Source organism: Paraburkholderia sp. BR10936 (assembly GCF_040965735.1).
Classification (GTDB): Bacteria; Pseudomonadota; Gammaproteobacteria; order Burkholderiales; family Burkholderiaceae; genus Paraburkholderia; species Paraburkholderia nodosa_A.
Genome location: NZ_JBFRCM010000013.1, coordinates 126,014 through 145,994 on the forward strand (window position 1 = coordinate 126,014; position 19,981 = coordinate 145,994).

13 protein-coding genes are annotated in these 19,981 nt (G+C 65.0%); 9 read left to right on the forward strand and 4 right to left on the reverse strand.

All coding sequences use genetic code 11. From position 1 onward, the window contains the following. Nucleotides 1-25 precede the first annotated feature (25 nt). Nucleotides 26-820 carry a uroporphyrinogen-III C-methyltransferase gene (gene cobA, locus AB4Y36_RS25500; RefSeq protein ID WP_368684534.1) on the reverse strand — a complete coding sequence of 265 codons (795 nt, stop codon included), beginning with the start codon at nucleotides 818-820 and terminating at the stop codon, nucleotides 26-28. 612 nt (nucleotides 821-1,432) lie between these two features. Here cobA and nirB point away from each other — a divergent pair. The 4 genes from nirB to AB4Y36_RS25520 all read left to right on the forward strand — a co-directional run bounded on the left by nirB (nucleotide 1,433) and on the right by AB4Y36_RS25520 (nucleotide 8,904). Next, nucleotides 1,433-4,024 carry a nitrite reductase large subunit NirB gene (nirB, locus tag AB4Y36_RS25505; RefSeq protein WP_368684535.1) on the forward strand — a complete coding sequence of 864 codons (2,592 nt, stop codon included), beginning with the start codon at nucleotides 1,433-1,435 and terminating at the stop codon, nucleotides 4,022-4,024. Between the two features lie 29 nt (nucleotides 4,025-4,053). Beyond that, complete coding sequence (gene nirD / locus AB4Y36_RS25510) at nucleotides 4,054-4,401, forward strand: nitrite reductase small subunit NirD (RefSeq protein ID WP_069266789.1); 348 nt, start codon at nucleotides 4,054-4,056, stop codon at nucleotides 4,399-4,401. An 84-nt stretch (nucleotides 4,402-4,485) separates the two neighbouring features. Continuing rightward, entirely contained in the window at nucleotides 4,486-8,682 is a 4,197-nt protein-coding gene (locus AB4Y36_RS25515) for a molybdopterin-dependent oxidoreductase (protein ID WP_368684455.1), read from the forward strand. Nucleotides 8,683-8,736: 54 nt separating this feature from the next. After that, entirely contained in the window at nucleotides 8,737-8,904 is a 168-nt protein-coding gene (locus tag AB4Y36_RS25520; protein WP_368684456.1) for a hypothetical protein, read from the forward strand. Between the two features lie 25 nt (nucleotides 8,905-8,929). Here the strand turns inward: AB4Y36_RS25520 and AB4Y36_RS25525 are convergent, their stop codons facing one another. Further along, nucleotides 8,930-10,318, reverse strand: a complete 1,389-nt coding sequence (locus tag AB4Y36_RS25525; RefSeq protein ID WP_368684457.1) for an alkaline phosphatase family protein — start codon at nucleotides 10,316-10,318, stop codon at nucleotides 8,930-8,932. Between the two features lie 284 nt (nucleotides 10,319-10,602). On the opposite strand from AB4Y36_RS25525, the gene ilvD reads away from it, so the two are divergent. Together ilvD and AB4Y36_RS25535 are read left to right on the forward strand one after the other, a co-directional pair. After that, entirely contained in the window at nucleotides 10,603-12,462 is a 1,860-nt protein-coding gene (ilvD, locus tag AB4Y36_RS25530; RefSeq protein WP_368684458.1) for a dihydroxy-acid dehydratase, read from the forward strand. 489 nt (nucleotides 12,463-12,951) lie between these two features. Continuing rightward, entirely contained in the window at nucleotides 12,952-14,007 is a 1,056-nt protein-coding gene (locus AB4Y36_RS25535) for a DUF535 family protein (protein ID WP_342947195.1), read from the forward strand. Nucleotides 14,008-14,124: 117 nt separating this feature from the next. Here the strand turns inward: AB4Y36_RS25535 and AB4Y36_RS25540 are convergent, their stop codons facing one another. Next, nucleotides 14,125-16,368, reverse strand: coding sequence for an NADP-dependent isocitrate dehydrogenase (locus tag AB4Y36_RS25540; protein ID WP_069266784.1), 2,244 nt, complete (start codon nucleotides 16,366-16,368; stop codon nucleotides 14,125-14,127). 433 nt (nucleotides 16,369-16,801) lie between these two features. On the opposite strand from AB4Y36_RS25540, the gene AB4Y36_RS25545 reads away from it, so the two are divergent. After that, a complete protein-coding gene (locus AB4Y36_RS25545; protein WP_069266783.1) occupies nucleotides 16,802-17,218 on the forward strand; it encodes a MarR family winged helix-turn-helix transcriptional regulator in 417 nt (138 codons plus the stop codon). Nucleotides 17,219-17,279: 61 nt separating this feature from the next. Next, nucleotides 17,280-17,528, forward strand: a complete 249-nt coding sequence (locus AB4Y36_RS25550; RefSeq protein WP_368684459.1) for a hypothetical protein — start codon at nucleotides 17,280-17,282, stop codon at nucleotides 17,526-17,528. 24 nt (nucleotides 17,529-17,552) lie between these two features. On the opposite strand, the gene AB4Y36_RS25555 is transcribed toward AB4Y36_RS25550, so the two are convergent. Further along, on the reverse strand, nucleotides 17,553-18,377 hold the full coding sequence (locus AB4Y36_RS25555; protein WP_342947196.1) for an alpha/beta hydrolase: 825 nt from the start codon (nucleotides 18,375-18,377) through the stop codon (nucleotides 17,553-17,555). Between the two features lie 396 nt (nucleotides 18,378-18,773). Here AB4Y36_RS25555 and AB4Y36_RS25560 point away from each other — a divergent pair, with 396 nt between their 5' ends. Continuing rightward, nucleotides 18,774-19,964 carry a sugar transporter gene (locus tag AB4Y36_RS25560; protein ID WP_368684460.1) on the forward strand — a complete coding sequence of 397 codons (1,191 nt, stop codon included), beginning with the start codon at nucleotides 18,774-18,776 and terminating at the stop codon, nucleotides 19,962-19,964. Nucleotides 19,965-19,981 lie beyond the last annotated feature (17 nt).

A 19,981-nucleotide genomic window follows, 5' to 3' on the forward strand; every position in this document is an offset into this window, starting at 1 on the left:
CGTGAGCGACGGGCCGCCAACGCGTTCACGCGCGTCGACGCAGCTCTTCGATACTCGATTCGTGCGAATGCACGCCGAACGACGCAGGCGAATTGGCGAACGAAGCCGCCTCGCCAATCGCGTGGCCGACGAGGATGATGGCGGGGCTGCCGAGGCCTGCTTCACGAGCATGCGCTGCGATCGTGCCGAGCGTGCCCGTGACGCGCCGCTCGTTCGCGCTGCCCGCCCACTGCACGACGGCGGCGGGCGTCGTTGTGGGCAGCGCGCCCACGAGCGTTGCGCACAGGGACTCGATGCGGCTCATGCCCATATAGATGGCGAGCGTCATGCCCGTCGCGGCGAGCGCGTGCCAGTCCGGTTCGCTGTGGTCGCGCAGATGCGCAGTCACGAAGATCACGCCCTGGCAATGATCGCGATGCGTGAGCGACACGCGGAGTCCCGCCGCTGCCGCGAACGCCGAGGACACCCCGTTCAGGATTTCCACCGTCACGCCCGCTTGGCGCAGCGCCGCGAGTTCTTCCCCTGCGCGTCCGAACAGCAGCGCGTCGCCGCCTTTCGCCCGCACTACGTGCAAGCCGCGGCGCGCGTAGCGCTGCATCAGCCGCTCGATGAAGGCCTGTGGCGTGGACCGGCAGCCGCCGCGCTTGCCCACGCGGATCACGCGGGCCTGCGGCGCGAGCGTGACGATTTCCGGATTCACGAGATCGTCGAGCAGCACGACGTCGGCGCTCGCGAGCACCTTCGCCGCCTTCAGGGTGAGCAGGTCGAGATCGCCCGGACCTGCGCTCACCAGCGTGACCTTGCCTTCGTTGCCCGTCATCATCGTCGTCTTCCTTTGTATTGGCGCACCGCATGGGCAGCGCCATAAGACAAATGGCGTCCGCTCGCCGCTTGCGACGAGGGGACGCCATTGTCCGGTGTGTTCGAGTCGAGGCGCGAAGCGCGGCCTCAGGTTGCATGCCCGGCAACGTTGCCGGGCGCTCAGGCGCACGCAAGTTCCAGACCAATTTACGCGCGCTCGCGCCGCCCGTCCGTGGGCGCCGGCCACAATCGACGACGCCGCAACCTGCACGCCCAGGGCGCACAGTCAATGTGCTGCAGGGCACCAATCTTGTGCTGGCCTGCATCACGATGCGCGCGCGGGCGTTGTGGCGGACGCCCCGCTCACCAGCCGCCGAACTCCGCCGGACGGGGCGTTTGCATGGAATGCGCGCAGATTGGCACAGTGCTTGCGTATTGCTTCGCAGCAAGTGCCACGCGAATCAATGAGGATTCGGCCGCAAGCAGTAGCGCGGCGCACAAGGGTTTCGTATTCAGGACAACGGCGTCCCCCGAATCTGGCTTCGCGCAAGCTGGAATCGCGGGACGCCTTTTTTATTGGCAGGGGCTCAGCATGGTGCAAGCAACGAACGAAGTGAACAGCTCGGCCGCGATGGAGATCGTCGTCGTCGGCCACGGCATGGTGGGCCACAAATTTCTCGAGTGCATCCTTGCGGACGGCGCGCCCAACGCGCGCGTGACCGTGCTCTGCGAGGAACCGCGCCCCGCGTACGACCGCGTGCACCTCTCCGAATTCTTCGCAGGCAAGTCGGCGGGCGATCTCTCGCTCGTAGCGCCCGGCTTCTTCGATCGCGAGAATGTGCGTCTCGTGCTGAACGCGAAGGCGGTGTCGATCGATCGCGAAGCGCACACCATCGAGGTGTCCAACGGCGAGACGCTTTCGTATGACAAGCTCGTGCTGGCCACCGGCTCCTCGGCGTTCGTGCCGCCCATTGCGGGCAACGATCGCGCCGATTGCTTCGTCTACCGAACCATTGACGATCTCGAAGCGATGCAGGCGCGCGGCGCGAGCGCGAAGTCGGGTGTAGTGGTGGGCGGCGGCCTGCTCGGTCTCGAATGCGCAAAGGCCCTGCGCGACCTGGGTCTCGAGACGCACGTGGTGGAATTCGCGCCGCGCCTGATGGCGGTGCAGGTCGATGACGACGGCGGCCGCATGCTGCGCGGCAAGATCGAAGAACTCGGCGTGAGCGTGCACACGCAGAAGAACACGCTGGCGATCGTGGACGGTAAAACGGTGGACGGCGCAACGGCCGCCAACCGCATGCAGTTCGCCGACGGCACGCACCTCGATGCCGACATGATCGTGTTTTCGGCCGGCATTCGCCCGCGCGATGAAATCGCCCGCGCCTGCGGCCTCGAAATCGGCGCGCGCGGCGGCATCGTGATCGACGACCAGTGCCGTACGAGCGACGCGAACATCTACGCCATCGGCGAATGTGCCCTCTGGCAGGGGCAGATCTTCGGCCTCGTCGCCCCCGGCTACGACATGGCGCGCATCGCCGCCAGGGCGCTGACGGGCGAGGCATCGAGCTTCGCGGGCGCCGACATGAGCACCAAGCTCAAGCTGATGGGCGTGGACGTGGCGAGCATCGGCGACGCGCACGGCAAGACGCCCGGCAGCCGTTCCTACCGCTACGCCGACGAGCGCCGCCAGGTCTACAAGAAGATCGTCGTGTCCGATTGCGGCAAGAAGCTGCTCGGCGCGGTGATGGTGGGCGACGCGAGCGAATACGGCACGCTGCTGCAGATGATGCTCAACGGCATCGAGTTGCCCGAGTCGCCCGAATTCATGATCCTGCCGCAGGCCGACGGCAAGGCCAAGCCCGCGATCGGCGTGGAAGCGCTGCCCGACGCCGCACAGATCTGCTCGTGCAACAACGTGTCGAAGGCGCAAATCTGCGCGGCCGTCCAGGAAGGCGCGACGACCATCGCCGCGGTGAAGGGGGCGTGCAACGCTGGCACGTCGTGCGGCGGCTGCGTGCCGCTCGTCACGCAGATCATGAAGTCGGAGATGAAGCGCCAGGGGCTCGCCGTCAATAATCACCTTTGCGAGCACTTCCACTATTCGCGCCAGGAGCTGTATCACCTCGTGCGCGTGGAGGGCATCAAGACCTTCGGCGAACTGCTCGCGAAGCATGGCAAAGGGCTGGGTTGCGATATCTGCAAGCCGGCCGTGGCCGGGATTCTGGCGTCCTGCTGGAACGAATTCGTGCTGAAGAAGGAGCACGCGAGCCTGCAGGATTCGAACGACTACTACCTCGCCAACATTCAGCGCGACGGCACGTATTCGGTGGTGCCGCGCATGCCGGGCGGCGAGGTCACGCCGGAGGGCCTCATCGCCGTGGGTCAGGTGGCGAAGAAGTACGGCCTGTACACGAAGATCACGGGCGGCCAGCGCGTGGACCTCTTTGGTGCGCGCGTCGAGCAGTTGCCTTTCGTCTGGGAAGAACTGATCGCCGCCGGCTTCGAATCGGGGCACGCATACGGCAAGGCCCTGCGCACCGTGAAGTCGTGCGTGGGCTCGACGTGGTGCCGCTACGGCGTGGGCGACTCGGTGGGCTTCGCGATCGAACTCGAGAACCGCTACAAGGGTCTGCGCGCGCCGCACAAGATCAAGTTCGGCGTCTCGGGCTGCACGCGCGAATGCGCGGAGGCGCAAGGCAAGGACGTCGGCATCATCGCCACCGAGAAGGGCTGGAACCTCTACGTGTGCGGCAACGGCGGCATGAAGCCGCGCCATGCGGAACTGCTCGCCGCCGATCTCGATCAGGCTACCCTGGTGCGCTACGTCGATCGTTTCCTCATGTTCTACGTGCGCACGGCCGACCGCCTGCAGCGTACGAGCGTGTGGCGCGACAACCTCGAAGGCGGCCTCGACTATCTGATCGACGTGGTCGTGCACGACAAGCTGGGACTCGGCGCCGAACTCGAAGCGGAAATGCAGCTCGTGGTGGACACCTACGAATGCGAATGGAAGAAGGCCGTGACCGATCCTGAAACGCGTCGCCGCTTTCGCCACTTCGTCAATAGCGATGCGGGCGACCAGCACGTCACCTTCATCGAAGAGCGCGGCCAGATTCGTCCGGCTACGCCCGAGGAGCGCACGCAGCTCCCGCAAGCGGCGCCGCAATACAAGCGACATGAGGCGCTGTCCGGCATTCCCGTCGTCGTCGAAACCGTCTGATTCCCTTTCATCGAACCGAGGAGTACGAAATGAGCAACGAACATAGTCAAGGCAACTGGGTTCCCGTCTGCACGCTCGACGACATCGTGCCGAACACCGGCGTGTGTGCGCTCGTTAAAGGCGAACAGGTCGCCGTGTTTCATGTCGACGACGGCGACGCGCGCGTGTACGCCATCGGCAACTACGATCCGAACTCGCACGCGGCCGTGCTCTCCCGCGGGCTCGTGGGCAGCTTTGGCGAGCGCGTCGTGGTGGCCTCGCCCATCTACAAGCATCACTTCGATCTGTCTACTGGCGAGTGCATCGAAGCGCCGCAGCATTCGGTCAATGCGTTCCCCGCCCGCGTGGAAAACGGTCAGGTTTGGATTGCCGCCTGATTGCCCGAATGAAATGACAAACGCGCGGCGCGCAGGATGCGCGGTGCGCCCCGAATCTGTTTCAAGCTGATATCGATCGACCGCATGAGCAGCGAGAGCATAAAGAGCGTTTGCCCGTACTGCGGCGTAGGCTGCGGGATGGTCCTGCACGTCGAGGACGGCCAGGTCGCGAAGATTTCTGGCGACGCCGAGCATCCGACCAACTTCGGCCGCCTCTGCACGAAGGGTTCGTCGGCGCACGTGGCGCTGCGCAAGTCGGGGCGCCTCGAGCGTGCCTTCGTGCGCCACGCCCGCGACGAGGACCCGGTGCCGCTGCCGCTCGCGCAGGCGATCGCCGATACGGCGCGCCGGCTGCGCTCGACGCTTGATGCGCACGGCCCCGACGCGCTCTCGTTCTACGTTTCCGGGCAGATGTCGATCGAGGCGCAGTACCTCGTGAACAAGCTCGCCAAAGGCTTCGTGCGCACCAACAACATCGAGTCGAACTCGCGCCTGTGCATGGCGAGCGCGGGCAGCGGCTACAAGCTCTCGCTCGGCGCAGACGGGCCGCCGGGTTCCTATCAGGACTTCGACCGCGCCGACCTCTTCTTCGTGATCGGCGCGAACATGGCGGACTGTCATCCGATCCTGTTCCTGCGCATGATGGAGCGCGTGAAGGCGGGCGCGAAGCTCATCGTCGTGGACCCGCGCCGCACGGCGACCGCCGGGAAGGCGTCACTGTTCCTGCAGATCGCGCCGGGCACCGATCTCGCGCTGCTCAATGGCCTGCTGCACCTGCTGCACAGGAACGGCCACACCGATGCGGACTTCATTGCACAGCACACCGAAGGATGGGACGCGATGCCCGCGTTCCTCGACGACTACACGCCGGAAAAGGTCGCCGAAATCACGGGTCTGGCCGTCGACGACATTCGCCGCGCCGCGCAGATGATCGGCGAGGCGCCCGAGTGGATGAGCTGCTGGACCATGGGCCTGAACCAGAGCACGCACGGCACATGGAGCACCAACGCGATCTGCAACCTGCATCTCGCGACGGGCAAAATTTGCCGCCCCGGCAGCGGACCGTTCTCGCTCACGGGGCAGCCCAACGCCATGGGCGGGCGCGAGATGGGCTACATGGGCCCCGGCTTGCCTGGCCAGCGCACGGTGCTCGCGCAAGAAGACCGCGCGTTCGTCGAAGCGGCGTGGGGCGTGGCGCCCGGCACGCTGCCCGTGAAAGTGGGTGGCGGCACCATCGACATGTTTTCGCGCATGGCCGCGGGCGAGATCAAGGCGTGCTGGATCATCTGCACGAACCCGGTGGCGAGCGTTGCGAACCGCCAAACGGTGGTAGCGGGCCTGAGGGCCGCCGAACTGGTGATCGCCCAGGACGCTTTTCTGGACACCGAAACGAATCAGTACGCCGACGTGCTGCTGCCCGGCGCGCTCTGGGCCGAGGCCGAGGGCGTGATGATCAACTCCGAGCGCAACATGACGCTCATGCAGCAGGCCGTCGAGCCGCCGGGCGAGGCGCTGCCCGACTGGCAGATCATCGCGCGCGTGGCCTGCGCGATGGGTTTTGCGCAGGCGTTCAGCTACGCGAGCGCTGCCGAGGTGTTCGACGAAATCACGCGCTTCGCGAACCCGAAGACGGGCTACGACCTGCGCGGCGCGAGCCACGCGAAATTGCGCGAAACGCCGCTGCAATGGCCCATCGCGCCGGATGCCGCGAGCGATCGCAACCCGCTGCGCTATGTGAACGACGGCGTGAGCCAAACGCTCAGGGAAAACGTCGACGGCACGCGCCCTCGCATCGCATTCGCCACGCCGCACGGCAAGGGCGTGTTCTTCGCGCGTCCCCATGTTGCGCCTGCCGAACTGCCCGATGGCACGTTCCCGGTCGTATTCAACACGGGTCGCCTGCAGCACCAGTGGCACACCATGACGAAGACCGGCAAGGTGCCGATGCTCAACAAGCTCAACCCGGGCCCGTTCGTCGAGATTCATCCCGAGGATGCCGCCGCGCTCGGCATTGCCGCGAAGGACCGCGTGGAAGTGCGCTCGCGCCGCGGCCGCGTGGTGTTGCCCGCCGTGGTGACCGAGCGTGTGCGTCCCGGCAACTGCTTCGCGCCGATGCACTGGAACGACGTGTATGGCGAGGAGCTTTGCGTGAACGCGGTCACGAGCGACGCGATCGACCCGATTTCCCAGCAGCCCGAATTGAAATTCTGCGCGGTCGCGCTCTCGCGCGTCGGCCCGCCATCCGCGCCGCGCGAGACCGCGCGCGTACCGGATGGCACCGATGCCGCCGTTGCGTCGGGCGCGTTCGACGCCAGCGCGCCGAAAACCGCCAACCCGTCTCAGGAACTCGACATGTCCCGTATCGATGCCTTTTCGACGCTACTCGGTCTCGACGACGTCGCTGCGCCGCAGCTGGACGACGCGCAACGCCAGTATCTCGCGGGCTTTGTCGGCGGCCTGCGCGCGTTGCGGGCGGCCGAGCCCGTTGGCGTGCCCATGCTGCCCGCGCACGCGCCGTTTCCCGCCGACACACGCGTGTGGCTGGACGGACTGCTGGCGGGCCTCTTCAGCCGCGGCGAGCCTGTCGCGCGCACGGCTGCGCTCGCCGTGCCGGGTGCACCGGAAGAAAAGCCGCATGGCGTGCGCATCGCCCATACGCGCCCCAAGGTCGTGCTGCTGTGGGCCTCGCAGACGGGCAACGTCGAATCGCTCGTCGAGCAATACGCGACGCAACTGATGGAGTCGGGCTTCGAGATTCGCACGGCCTGCATGGCCGATTACCCGCTCGGGAGCCTCGCCAAGGTGCAATACGTCCTCCTGATGACGAGCACGTTCGGCGACGGCGACGCGCCCGACAACGGTGCGGCCTTCTGGAGTGCGCTCGCGGCGGACAACGCGCCGCGCCTCCGCTCGCTGCGCTTTTCCGTGCTCGCCTTCGGCGACCGCAACTACGACGCGTTCTGCGGTCACGGGCGCAAGCTCGACGCGCGCCTCGAAGCGCTGGGCGCCAGGCGTCTCATGGAGCGCGTGGATTGCGACAGCGAATACCAGAGTGCCGCCGACGCCTGGCTCGAGCGCATAGTCGTGCGCATCAAGCAGGAGGACGCGGCGCTGCACGCGGTGCCCGCCGACGGTTCGATTCCCGAGGTGCTGCCCGGCTGCGCGGCGACGAAGGCGCGTCCGGCCGCCTCGAAGCTGCTGAAGAACGTGCGCCTGAACATGAAGGGCGCGACGAAGGACACGCGCTACTTCTCGCTCGCAACGGGCGAGGCGGGCCTCGACTACGAAGCGGGCGACGCGCTCGGCGTGTGGCCCACCAACTGTCCCGCGCTCGTCGACGAGTTGCTGGGCCTCACGCGCCTCGCCGCCGACACGCCCGTCGCCGTGAGCGGCCACGGCGAAATGCGCCTCGGCGAGGCGCTCGGCAAGCACTACGAGATCGCGCGCCCGAGCCCCGATGCGCTCGCGTTCATCGCGTCGCGCACGCGCTCACGGGGTCTCGCGGAGATGCTCGACGATTCACGCAAGGGCGATCTGCGCAACTGGCTGTGGGGCCAGCAGCTCGCCGACGTGCTCCACGAATATCCCGTCGACATGAGCGCGCCCGAACTGCTCGGCATGCTCAAGCGCCTGCAGCCGCGGCTCTATTCGATTTCGTCGAGCCCGAAAGCCCATGCGGGCGAAGTGCATCTGACCGTTTCGGCCGTGCGCTACAACAACGGCCGCCGCGAGCGCAAGGGCGTGGCCTCGACCTTCCTCGCGGACCGCGCGCAGGAGGGCAGCGTCCCGGTGTTCGTGCAGAAGAGCACGCATTTCCGGCCGCCGCGCAACGGCGACGCGCCGATGATCATGGTCGGCCCCGGCACGGGCGTCGCTCCCTTCCGCGCCTTTCTGCACGAGCGGCAGGCGCGCGGCGACACGGGCCGCAACTGGCTCTTCTTCGGCGAGCAGCACGCAGCCACCGACTTCTACTACCGCGACGAACTCGAGCAAATGCGCAAGGACGGCCACCTCGACCGGCTCGACCTCGCGTTTTCGCGCGACCAGAGCGAGAAGGTCTATGTGCAGGACCGCATGCGCGAGCAGGGCGCGCAGCTATGGGAATGGCTGCAGGAAGGGGCGCACCTCTACGTGTGCGGCGATGCGAGCCGCATGGCGAAGGACGTGGATACGGCGCTCAGGGAGGTGGTGGCGGGCCATGGCGGCATGAGCGCCGAGGCCGCGCACGACTACGTCAGTGCACTCGGGCGGGACAAGCGTTACCTGCGCGACGTCTATTGAAGGGGCGCGGCTTCGGACCGGCGCTGCACGCTCGCCACGCTGCTGCCTTCGGCGGTGCTGCGCGAGCATCGCGGGCTCGTCACGCTGCCGGTCACGCCGGCGTTGCCACAGCGCACCGTCGCGCTGCTCAAGCAGCGGCGGGCATCGAGCACGCTTGCCGCCAACGCGTTTTCGGACGTGCTGTTCGCGTCGATTTCACAGGAAGGCCTGGGCGAAGCCTGAGGCGGTTTTGGGTTTTCTCGTCTGCTCAGGGTTGGTCGGACGAGAGCAGGTTGTGGAAGAAGTCCACGGCGTGCTGGCGCGTCGACATCGTCCCGAGCGTGGCTGCCGGATCGAGCCCAGAGCGCCGCGCCGTGCCGCTCACGAGACTCTTTTGCAGGTCGTTGAGCGGGCGGGCGAGATTGGTGGCGATGAATCCGGAAGCGGGCGGCGCGGCGATGGCCGGCAGGTCGGTGCGCGGCGTGTCCAGCGTGAGCAGCGGAGCGAGCGTGGGCGCGGCGGCCACGCGCTGACTCGCGAGCATGTCGGCGGGCGCGATGCCGAGCCAGTCGCGCAGTGTGGCGAGAATCGACGTGTGGTCGTAGGGTGTGGCGCCCGGTGAGCGGAACACGGTGCCCGGTGCGATATACGGCGACACCACGACCGCCGGCACGCGTACGCCGAAGCTGTCGAAGGCGAAGTTCTGGTCGCCGGGATTGCTCGCGGCATCGGGCGCTACGGCGTTGGCGGGCGGCAGCACGTGGTCGTAGGTGCCCCCGTGCTCGTCGTAGGTGATCACCAGCAGCGTTTCGGGCCATGCGGGCGACGTGCTCAACGCGTGCCAGATGTCGTAGAGAAAGCTCTCGCCCGCATAGACGTCGTGTGGCGGGTGCTGGTCGTTGGGGTCGAGCAGAAAGCGCGGCTCGATGAACGAATACTGCGGCAGCGTGTTGTTCTCGCAGTCGGAGACGAAGTTGCTGAAGCGCTGGAAGTTGGCCTTATATTTCGCATCCCATAACGTCGGGAACATGGTGAGCGTGAGCGAGGGCGCGACGAGGGCGGCGCTATACACGGCCCAGCTCGTGCCCATGTCGCCCAGCACGTTGAAGATGGTGCGTACTTGCCAGTCGAACGGGTCGGGCGGCGCACCGTTGTCGACGTGGCCGTTCGACGTGCCCGCGTGGGCGAAGGCGCGGTTCGGCCAGGTCTGGCTCGGCACGGGAGCGAACCAGGCGTCGCAGACGGCGTACTCGCGCGCGAGTGTCGAGAGCACCTTCAGCTGATCCGGGCTGTGGCACTGCATGACCTGGCTCGCGTCCGTCGTCGCGGTCGTTTCGTAGTCTTGCACGAAGCCCGACATGGGCGTCGCGCCTGCCGCGTTGCCGAGCAGTTGCACGCGCACGTTCGCGAACGTCTCCTGCGGATCGGGGTCGGGCAGCGTGGCCGTCGAGGCCGGCATGGTGGCGGCGATGGTGCCGCCGGCCTTCGTCGGGTTGCTCAGGCCCATCGTGAGCCCATCGAATGGCCGTTCCGCGCTGGCCGCGGGCAGGAAATGGGTGGGGCTGCTGCCGTTCGTGTACAAGCCGCCAAGCATTGTGTCGAACGATCGGTTCTCGAACATCACGACAACGACGTGCTTGATGTTCTGCAGGGACATGGGCTCTCTCCGTCACGCGGGTTTGACGAAGAATAGTGGTGCAGGCGGGTGGATTCGGCAAGGTTCGGCAACCCTGAGAAAACGGCCGACGCCTCGGGGGTGCCTTCGGGCGTACCAGCTGCACCCCGCGACCGCCGCCGGCCGATCCAGCGGGGCGCCCATCCCTGTGGGATAATGACGAGTTCTGCCCAGAGCGCAGCTCAAGAGGTTGTTCGCAAGGGCGTGCGTGGGGCCCTCAATCCCGTGGCCCGCTTCCTTTCTGCGATTTTTCTTCTACAGCCACAATGCCCGCATACCGTTCCAAAACCTCCACCGCCGGCCGCAACATGGCAGGTGCGCGCTCCCTCTGGCGCGCCACCGGCATGAAAGACGAGGACTTTGCCAAGCCGATCATCGCGGTCGTCAACTCGTTCACCCAGTTCGTTCCCGGCCACGTGCACCTGAAAGACCTCGGCCAGCTCGTTGCGCGCGAAATCGAAGCCGCGGGCGGCGTGGCCAAGGAATTCAACACGATCGCCGTCGATGACGGTATCGCCATGGGCCACGACGGCATGCTGTATTCGCTGCCGAGCCGCGACATCATCGCGGATTCGGTCGAATACATGGTCAACGCGCACTGCGCCGACGCCATGGTCTGCATCTCGAACTGCGACAAGATCACCCCGGGCATGCTCATGGCCGCCATGCGCCTGAACATCCCCGTGATCTTCGTCTCGGGCGGTCCGATGGAAGCGGGCAAGACGCGCCTCGCGAACCCGGTCACGAAGGCCATCGAAGTCAAGAAGCTCGACCTGATCGACGCCATGGTGATCGCGGCCGACACCAAATACTCCGACGCCGAAGTGGCCGAAGTCGAGCGCTCCGCCTGCCCGACCTGCGGTTCGTGCTCGGGCATGTTCACGGCCAACTCGATGAACTGCCTGACCGAGGCGCTGGGCCTCTCGCTGCCGGGCAACGGCACCGTGGTCGCCACGCACGCGGACCGCGAACAGCTCTTCAAGCGCGCCGGCCGCCGCATCGTCGAACTCGCGCGCCAGTACTACGAGCAGGAAGACGAGCGCGTGCTGCCGCGCTCGGTGGGCTTCAAGGCGTTCGAAAACGCCATGACGCTCGACATCGCCATGGGCGGCTCGACCAACACCATCCTCCACCTGCTGGCGATTGCGCAGGAAGCGGGCATCGAGTTCGGCATGGCCGACATCGACCGCCTTTCGCGCGTCGTGCCGCAGCTCTGCAAGGTCGCGCCGAACACGAATAAGTACCACATCGAAGACGTGCACCGCGCCGGCGGCATCATGGCGATCCTGGGCGAACTTGAGCGCGCCGGCAAGCTGCACACCGACGTGCCGACCGTGCACACGCCGACGCTCGGCGACGCGCTCGCGCAATGGGATATCACGCGCACCCAGGACGAGGCGGTCAAGACGTTCTACATGGCTGGCCCGGCCGGCGTTCCGTCGCAGGTCGCATTCAGCCAGAACACGCGCTGGCCGAGCCTCGACTCGGACCGCGCCGAAGGCTGCATCCGCTCGTACGAGCACGCGTTCTCGAAGGAAGGCGGCCTCGCCGTGCTGACCGGCAACATCGCGCTCGACGGCTGCGTGGTGAAGACCGCGGGCGTGGACGACAGCATCCTCGTGTTCGAAGGCACGGCTCACGTGACCGAATCGCAGGACGAAGCGGTGGAAAACATCCTCGCCGACAAGGTCAAGGCCGGCGACGTGGTGATCGTGCGCTATGAAGGGCCGAAGGGCGGCCCCGGCATGCAGGAAATGCTCTACCCGACGAGCTACATCAAGTCGAAGGGCCTCGGCAAGGCGTGCGCACTGCTGACCGACGGCCGCTTCTCGGGCGGCACTTCGGGCCTCTCGATCGGCCATTGCTCGCCGGAAGCGGCGGCAGGCGGCGCGATCGGCCTCGTGCGCGACGGCGACAAGATCCGCATCGACATTCCGAACCGCACGATCAACGTGCTGGTCTCGGACGACGAACTCGCGCGCCGCCGCGAAGAGCAGAACGCCAAGGGCTGGAAGCCGGCGAAGGCGCGTCCGCGCAAGGTGTCGGCGGCGCTGAAGGCCTACGCCAAGCTCGTGATGTCGGCAGACAAGGGCGCCGTGCGCGATCTTTCGCTGCTGGATGATTGAGATTGCAACGGGCTTCGCGCCCGTCGATCGGCAGATCAGTAAAGCCGCTCCCCGGAGCGGTTTTTTTTGGCTGGCGCATTACGGATTCGCGGGAAAGGGCCAGGGCGCCGAGGTTCGGTCAAGCCCGGGACTGGACCGTACGTTTGTCTGAAGTTTTCATAACGTTTACGGAAAACTTACCGATCGTGCCCTCGTTTGAAAAATTCTGTAACGCTTCGTAATACTGTGATATGTTTCATGACCTCGACGGCTGGCCGAATCCTCGCAAGAGCGTTCGTACCGGTCGTCGAATGACTGTTACTGTTCCGTGACGTCCCGTGTATCGAAGATCGGTGAGTGAGGCAATTTTTTTTAAGGACTGCGATGTATCTGCGCAGCACATTCCACCCTCCAGCATTCGGATCATCATCGGGCGCAAATCGCAACGCCGTCACGGCTGCATCGGTTGCCTCCGCGTTTGAGCCATTCACGAAAACGGATCGCGAGTCAATGACACCGATTCCCGAGTTTTTCCAACTCTTGTCCAGGGCTATTCCTGGGAGGCGTCCCGATGCCCTGTTCCGGAAGGGGCGCGTGCTCATGTACGCACTGCTTCATCCGTTTGCAGCTCGCGTCTGGTTGAGTGCGCTGGCGGCAAACTCCCTGCTTGCCGAGATTGTCGTCCGTAATCGTCGCTATCTTGAACGCCCCTTTCGCCGCTTCGTCCAGGCGGACATGCGTGCCTGCGCGCGTGCCGAGCTACTGTGCGGACATTTTCGGGTCGTACGGGAACGCTTCGGCGACGATCTGGTGCGCAGCCTCTACCTGAATTCGGAAGACGTGACCTTGGCGTCGAGCGGAAGGTACGCCATCGTCGTGAGCGAGCCGGTACGTTGTTGGCGCGAAGGGTTGCTGAGCGTCGCCTGGCGCGACGTGGTCGATCGCGTCGATCTTGCGTGGGCGACAATCAGTTTCGAGTGGCACGCCGAAGCGGGGAAAATCGGGGCGCTTATCGGCGGCCTGCAAGGACCTTCCGGCGCGGCCAGGGAGCGGGTGCGCGAGGCCACGCGCGAATGCCATGGATTGCGGCCCAAGGCTGCTGTCATGGAGGCTGTCTGCGAATTGTCCAGGATGGCAGGGGTGGACGTGCTGACTGGCGTGACGAAGAAGACGCACGTTACCGACTCCAGGCGGGCTCAGATACACGCGGACTATGATGGCTTCTGGCAGGAATTGGGTGGCGTCGAACGCAATGGGCGGTATGTACTGCCGCTTCGCCTGCATCACCGCGACGTCAGCGAGGTTCCGTCGAACCGGCGTGCTGCATTCCGCAGGCGACAGACGCTGATTGCAGATTTACTCGCGCAGATCCCTCGGGCGATGGATGCTGGCCTGATTGAAGAGGTCATGCCGCCGCATCTGGGTCATCCAGATTCGAACAAGCAACTGCTGGATCTTGCTGTGGCTCTGGCAACCGATCGTTGCGACCTGGAGCCGGGCCCTGCTCTCGGAGAGAGCGATCCGACGCGGGACGATCGGCCAGTCGAGCAGAAACTCGCCGCCTGATATCGGCCGTCACAATCAACCGGGCAAAAAAAATCGAGCCTCCCACAGTAGTGTGGGAGGCTCGATTCGTTTGGTGGCACGTCCCCCGCGCAATGCACGGGGGGCGGGGTCCATCCCTTACTTCGCAGCGGCTGCGAGTACGGCGTTGAACGTCGCGCTCGGGCGCATGACTTCAGCGAGCTTCGCGAAGTCAGGCTTGTAGTAGCCGCCGATATCGACCGGCTTGCCCTGAACCGCGGCCAGCTCGCCCACGATCTTCTGCTCGTTCTCGGCCAATGCCTTCGCCAGCGGCGCGAAGTGTGCCGCGAGTTCCGCGTCATCCTTCTGTGCGGCCAGCTCTTGCGCCCAGTACATCGAGAGATAGAACTGGCTGCCGCGGTTGTCCAGCTCGCCGGTCTTCGGCGACGGGCCCTTGTTGTTGTCGAGCAGCTTGCCGGTGGCGGCGTCGAGCGTCTTCGCGAGCAGCTTGGCACGCGCGTTGTTCGTCTTGATGCCGAGGTCTTCCAGCGAAACGGCCAGCGCAAGGAATTCGCCGAGCGAGTCCCAGCGCAGGTGGTCTTCCTGAACCAGCTGCTGCACGTGCTTCGGAGCCGAGCCGCCGGCGCCCGTTTCGTACATGCCGCCGCCCGCCATCAGCGGAACGATCGAGAGCATCTTCGCCGAGGTGCCCAGTTCCATGATCGGGAACAGGTCGGTCAGGTAGTCGCGCAGGATGTTGCCCGTGACCGAGATCGTGTCCAGGCCGCGGATCACGCGCTCGAGCGTGTAACGCATCGCGCGGACTTGCGACATGATCTGGATGTCGAGGCCGGTCAGATCGTAATCCTTCAGGTACGTTTCGACCTTCTTGATCACTTCGTTTTCGTGCGGACGGTACGGGTCGAGCCAGAACACGGCCGGCGTGTTCGAGTTCTTTGCGCGCGTGACGGCAAGCTTGACCCAGTCGCGGATCGGCTCGTCCTTCACGAGGCACATACGCCAGATGTCGCCTTGCTCGACGGGCTGCGTGAGCGCTTCGAGCACTTCGCCCGTGGCGTTGTCGACGATGCGCGCCGTGCCATCCTGCGGGATTTCGAACGTCTTGTCGTGCGAACCGTACTCTTCAGCCTTCTGCGCCATCAGGCCGACGTTCGGCACCGTGCCCATCGTGCGCGGGTCGAATGCGCCGTTGGTCTTGCAGAAGTTGATGATTTCCTGGTAGATGCGCGCGAACGTGCTTTCCGGAATCAGACACTTCGTGTCGGCCGGGCGGCCGTCGGCGCCCCACATCTTGCCGCCTGCGCGGATCATCGCGGGCATCGAAGCGTCGACGATCACGTCGTTCGGTGCGTGCAGGTTCGAGATGCCCTTGGCCGAGTCGACCATGGCGAGCGCCGGACGGTGCTCGTGGCATGCGTGCATGTCGCGGATGACTTCTTCGCGCTGCGATTCCGGCAGCTTTTCGATCTTCGTGTAGAGATCGACGAGGCCGTTGTTCACGTTCACGCCGAGTTCTTCGAAGAGCTTGGCGTGCTTGGCGAACGCGTCCTTGTAGAACACGCGCACGGCGTGGCCGAACACGATGGGGTGCGAAACCTTCATCATGGTCGCCTTCACGTGCAGCGAGAGCATGACGCCGGTCTTGCGCGCGTCTTCCATCTGGTCTTCGTAGAAGGCCAGCAGGTGCTTCTTGCTCATGAACATGCTGTCGACGATTTCGCCGGCTTGCAGCTTGACCTTCGGCTTGAGCACGATGGTTTCGCCGGCCTTCGTCACGAGCTCCATGCGGACTTCGCGGTCCTTGTCGTTCGTGATCGACTTTTCGCCGTGGTAGAAGTCGCCGTGCTTCATGTGCGCGACGTGGGTGCGCGAAGCCATGCTCCACTCGCCCATGCTGTGCGGGTGCTTCTTCGCGTAGTTCTTGACCGCGAGCGGTGCGCGGCGGTCCGAGTTGCCTTCGCGCAGCACCGGGTTCACAGCCGAGCCGAGGCACTTCGAATAGCGCTTCTGGATAGCCTTTTCTTCGTCGGTCTTCGGATCTTCGGGGAAGTCGGGGACCTTGTAGCCCTTGCCCTGGAGTTCCTTGATCGCGGCGACGAGCTGCGGCACCGATGCGCTGATGTTCGGCAGCTTGATGATGTTCGTTTCCGGCAACTGCGTGAGACGGCCCAGTTCGGCCAGATTGTCCGGCACGCGCTGTTCTTCCGTGAGGAATTCCGGGAACTCGCCGAGGATACGGCCCGCAACGGAGATATCGCTGGTCTCGACGTTCACGCCGGCCGGCGCAGCGAAGGTGCGGATGATCGGCAGAAACGCGCTGGTGGCGAGCAGCGGCGCTTCATCGGTCAGGGTATAGATGATGGTGGGTTGCTGGGTACTCATCGGCTTCTTGGCGGGGTTCAAAAACGGGGTGATAACACCACCGGCTGCGCGCAGTCGGCGAAACACCTGGATTTTGCCTCAATTTGCAGCGGGCTGGGGACCTGGCGTGCCTATATTTCATATCGTGGAAAGCGCTTGCGCAATGTTAATTGACCAGAAAGTCGGCGCGTTTGCCTTGATCGGCCGGCCCTGCGCCGAAAACGTTTCCGCGCCGGAGCCCCGTTCTATAAGGCTTTGCAAGGTGAGGCCGACGATTCGGAGATGGCTCTCCGGTTTTGTGGATCGTACCCTTGATTGACTGTCAAGCTGGTAAAGACCCTTGTGAAAAGAGAAGTGAATCGGGGAGTCTTATATAAGAATTTTGTCCTGCGGGCCTCGCCGAAGTCTCTGAAAACGGTTGCCTTGCTAATCAATTCGTGGTTTCATTGCTGCCATGTTCGATCACTGCCTTTACTTCAATTCGTCGGCGCTCGCGCGGTTGGTCGAGCGCGAGTGGAGTGCCGCTTATGCGCCGTTCGGCCTCACACCCGCGCAAGGCTTCGTGCTGCGCGTCGTGCTGGCGAAGCCCGGGTGCCTCGCGAGCGATGTCGCACAAACGCTCGGCATTGCGCGGCCCACTGCGACGCGCCTCGTCGACAACCTGTGCGAGAAGGACTTGCTCGAGCGCCGCCAGGGCGAGGCCGATGGCCGCGAATGGGGACTCTTTCCCACGGCGGGCGGCACGGCGCTCGACGGCCCGATCAACGGCGCGAGCGCCGACGTGGCGCGGCGCCTGCGTGCGCAAGTCGGCCCGGACCTCTTCGAGTCCACGGTCGCCGGCATGCGCAAGATACGCAAGGGCCTTGCATAAGGCGTTCGCGCCTTTTTTAAACCTCGAATAATTGTCTTGCTAATTAATAAGGAGAAGGGCAATGAGCGAAGCGGCGCTAAAAGGGACAGGGGAAGAAGCCTGGCGTTGGGCAATCGGCGTGACGATCGCCGCGCTGGCAGTGGGTGGCGTGGTGGCGGCGATTCTCGTGATGCCGCGCGCCGTCCAGGCGAACAACCGCGCGTGCATAACGGCCTACGCCAACGATCTGCACGCGGATCTCGCGGCGTTCGCGCAAGACCCGGCGTGGCAGGCGCAATACGTCGAGGCAATCACGGCGTGCTCGCGTTGAACGGGCACGCCGCGCGCCGCGACGTTACTTGCGGTTCAGGAACGCGAGCAGGTCGGCGTTGACCTGCCCGGCCATCGTCGTACACATGCCGTGCGGGCCGCCCGGGTAAATCTTGAGCGTCGCGTCCTTGACGATCTTCGCGGAGAGCTTGCCCGCGTCGTCTATCGGCACGATCTGGTCGTCGTCGCCGTGCAGGATCAGCGTGGGCACGTCGATCTTCTTGAGATCTTCCGTGTAGTCGACCTCGGAGAACTCATGCACGCAGTCATGCAGCGCGAGGATGCCGCCCCACATGCCCTGCTGCCAGAACGAGTCGATCACGCCCTGCGAGACCTTCGCGCCGCTGCGGTTGTAGCCGTAGAACGGCACGGCCAGGTCCTTGAAGAACTGTGAGCGGTCGTCGATCACGCCCTTGCGGATGCCGTCGAACACATCCTTGGGCAGACCGCCCGGATTCTTCTCGCTCTTGATCATGATGGGCGGCACCGCGCCGATCAGCACCGCGCCCGAGACGCGCTTCGTGCCGTGGCGGCCGATGTAGCGCGCGACTTCGCCGCCGCCCGTGGAATGGCCAACGAGCGTGGCGTCCTGCACATCGAGCTTGTCGAGCAGGTCGGCCAGATCGTCGGCCCAGGTGTCCATGTCGTTGCCCTTGGCGGGCTGATCGGAGCGCCCGTGGCCGCGGCGGTCATGCGCGATCGTGCGAAAGCCGTTTTGCACCAGAAAGAGCATTTGAGCGTCCCAGGCGTCGGCGGTAAGCGGCCAGCCGTGGGAGAACACGACGGGCTTGCCGCTGCCCCAATCCTTGTAATAGATCGACGTGCCATCGCGGGTGGTGAAGGTGCTCATGGAAACTCTCCAGTTTCTTTTACAGCATCACAAAGCAGGCAGACGCCGACGCATTGGCGCGCGGTCGCGCTTCGCGCGGCGGTTCGTGGCGGCGTCCAGGGATGGGCAATGCGGGTGGAACGTGCCGGTGCCTGCGCGTCATGCAACGAGGCAGGGAGGACACGTGGGCCAGTATAGAGAGAACCTATGCGCGATGACGTGAAGTTGCGCGCGCCTCGCTCGTGCCGCCAACGATCACATGCGTGTCGTTGGCGCGGCAATCGGGCTTCCTGGCGGGTTGGCCAGTCTGGTCTAGTCTTCTTCCGTCGTCCACCGAACCGACGCGCTGCACCGTTTGAAACTGCGTCGAACGGCGATACGCGATAATCGCCCTTTATCGACTCTCGCCTGACTCGTATGTCGACGCCTGAACCGGTCGCTTCCGGCCAATCCTGGTGGGGCGTGCTCGTCCTGGCGCTTTCGGCCTTCATTTTCAACACGACCGAATTCGTGCCGGTTGCGTTGCTGAGCGCCATTGGGGACAGCCTGCACATGAAGCCGACCGACGTCGGCCTCATGCTGACGATCTACGCGTGGACGGTGGCCGTGGCGTCGCTGCCCTTGATGCTGCTGACACGCAACGTCGAACGCCGCAAGCTGCTGACCTGGGTATTCGCGCTCTTCGTCGTCAGCCACATCGTGACCGGCGTGGCGTGGAACTTCACGGTGCTGATGGTGGGCCGAATCGGCATTGCCTTTGCACACGCCATCTTCTGGTCGATTTCCGTCTCGCTGGTGGTGAGGCTCGCGCCGCCCGGCAACAAGAGCCGGGCGCTCGCCATGCTCGGCATGGGAACCTCGATCGCCATGGTGGCGGGCATTCCGCTTGGGCGCGTGATCGGCGAGACGCTCGGCTGGCGGCAGACTTTCTTCGTCATTGCGGGCGCGGCGGCGTTTGCGCTACTCATGCTGCGCGTGATGCTGCCCTTGCTGCCGAGCCAGCAAACGGGCTCGTTCAGCAGCGTGCCCGTGCTGTTCAGAAAGCCGATGCTGGCCTCGCTCTATCTGCTCACGATACTCGTCGTGACCGCGCACTTCACGTCGTACACGTATATCGAGCCGTTCATTCACTCCGTGGGCCACGAAAGCAGTCAACGCATCACCTATATCCTGATTCTGTTCGGCAGTGCCGGTATTCCCGCTGCCATTTTCTTTAACCGGCTTTATCCGCGCGATCCGGCTCAGTTCCTCCAGGTGGCTGTGATCGCCGTGTGTGCGTGCCTGCTCGTGCAGTTTCCCGCCGTGCTGAGCATCATCACGTTGTCCGTTCACACGCTGGTGTGGGGCGGCGCGATCGTTTCCTTCGGCCTTGCCATGCAGGCATGGGTGCTCAAGCTCGCGCCCGAGGCCGCGGACCTCGCGGTCTCGATCTATTCCGGCCTCTATAACGTGGGAATCGGCGCGGGCGCGCTGCTCGGCAACCATATTGCCAATGGCTTCGGCGTGTCGTGGCTCGGCAGTTTCGGCGGCGTGGTGGGTGGTCTTGGGGCTGGCGTATGCTGGTTCGCATTGCGCATGTATGCGCGGGCGCATCCATCCGCGCACTGATACACCGCGTGCGTCGA

Excerpts from the sequence above, each read along its gene's own strand:
- nirB (WP_368684535.1), top strand. The coding sequence starts at position 1,433 with ATGGAGATCGTCGTCGTCGGCCACGGCATGGTGGGCCACAAATTTCTC.
- AB4Y36_RS25555 (WP_342947196.1), bottom strand. The coding sequence starts at position 18,377 with ATGAGCACCTTCACCACCCGCGATGGCACGTCGATCTATTACAAGGAT.
- nirD (WP_069266789.1), top strand. The coding sequence starts at position 4,054 with ATGAGCAACGAACATAGTCAAGGCAACTGGGTTCCCGTCTGCACGCTC.
- AB4Y36_RS25535 (WP_342947195.1), top strand. The coding sequence starts at position 12,952 with ATGACACCGATTCCCGAGTTTTTCCAACTCTTGTCCAGGGCTATTCCT.
- ilvD (WP_368684458.1), top strand. The coding sequence starts at position 10,603 with ATGCCCGCATACCGTTCCAAAACCTCCACCGCCGGCCGCAACATGGCA.
- cobA (WP_368684534.1), bottom strand. The coding sequence starts at position 820 with ATGACGGGCAACGAAGGCAAGGTCACGCTGGTGAGCGCAGGTCCGGGC.
- AB4Y36_RS25525 (WP_368684457.1), bottom strand. The coding sequence starts at position 10,318 with ATGTCCCTGCAGAACATCAAGCACGTCGTTGTCGTGATGTTCGAGAAC.
- AB4Y36_RS25550 (WP_368684459.1), top strand. The coding sequence starts at position 17,280 with ATGAGCGAAGCGGCGCTAAAAGGGACAGGGGAAGAAGCCTGGCGTTGG.
- AB4Y36_RS25545 (WP_069266783.1), top strand. The coding sequence starts at position 16,802 with ATGTTCGATCACTGCCTTTACTTCAATTCGTCGGCGCTCGCGCGGTTG.
- AB4Y36_RS25515 (WP_368684455.1), top strand. The coding sequence starts at position 4,486 with ATGAGCAGCGAGAGCATAAAGAGCGTTTGCCCGTACTGCGGCGTAGGC.
- AB4Y36_RS25540 (WP_069266784.1), bottom strand. The coding sequence starts at position 16,368 with ATGAGTACCCAGCAACCCACCATCATCTATACCCTGACCGATGAAGCG.
- AB4Y36_RS25560 (WP_368684460.1), top strand. The coding sequence starts at position 18,774 with ATGTCGACGCCTGAACCGGTCGCTTCCGGCCAATCCTGGTGGGGCGTG.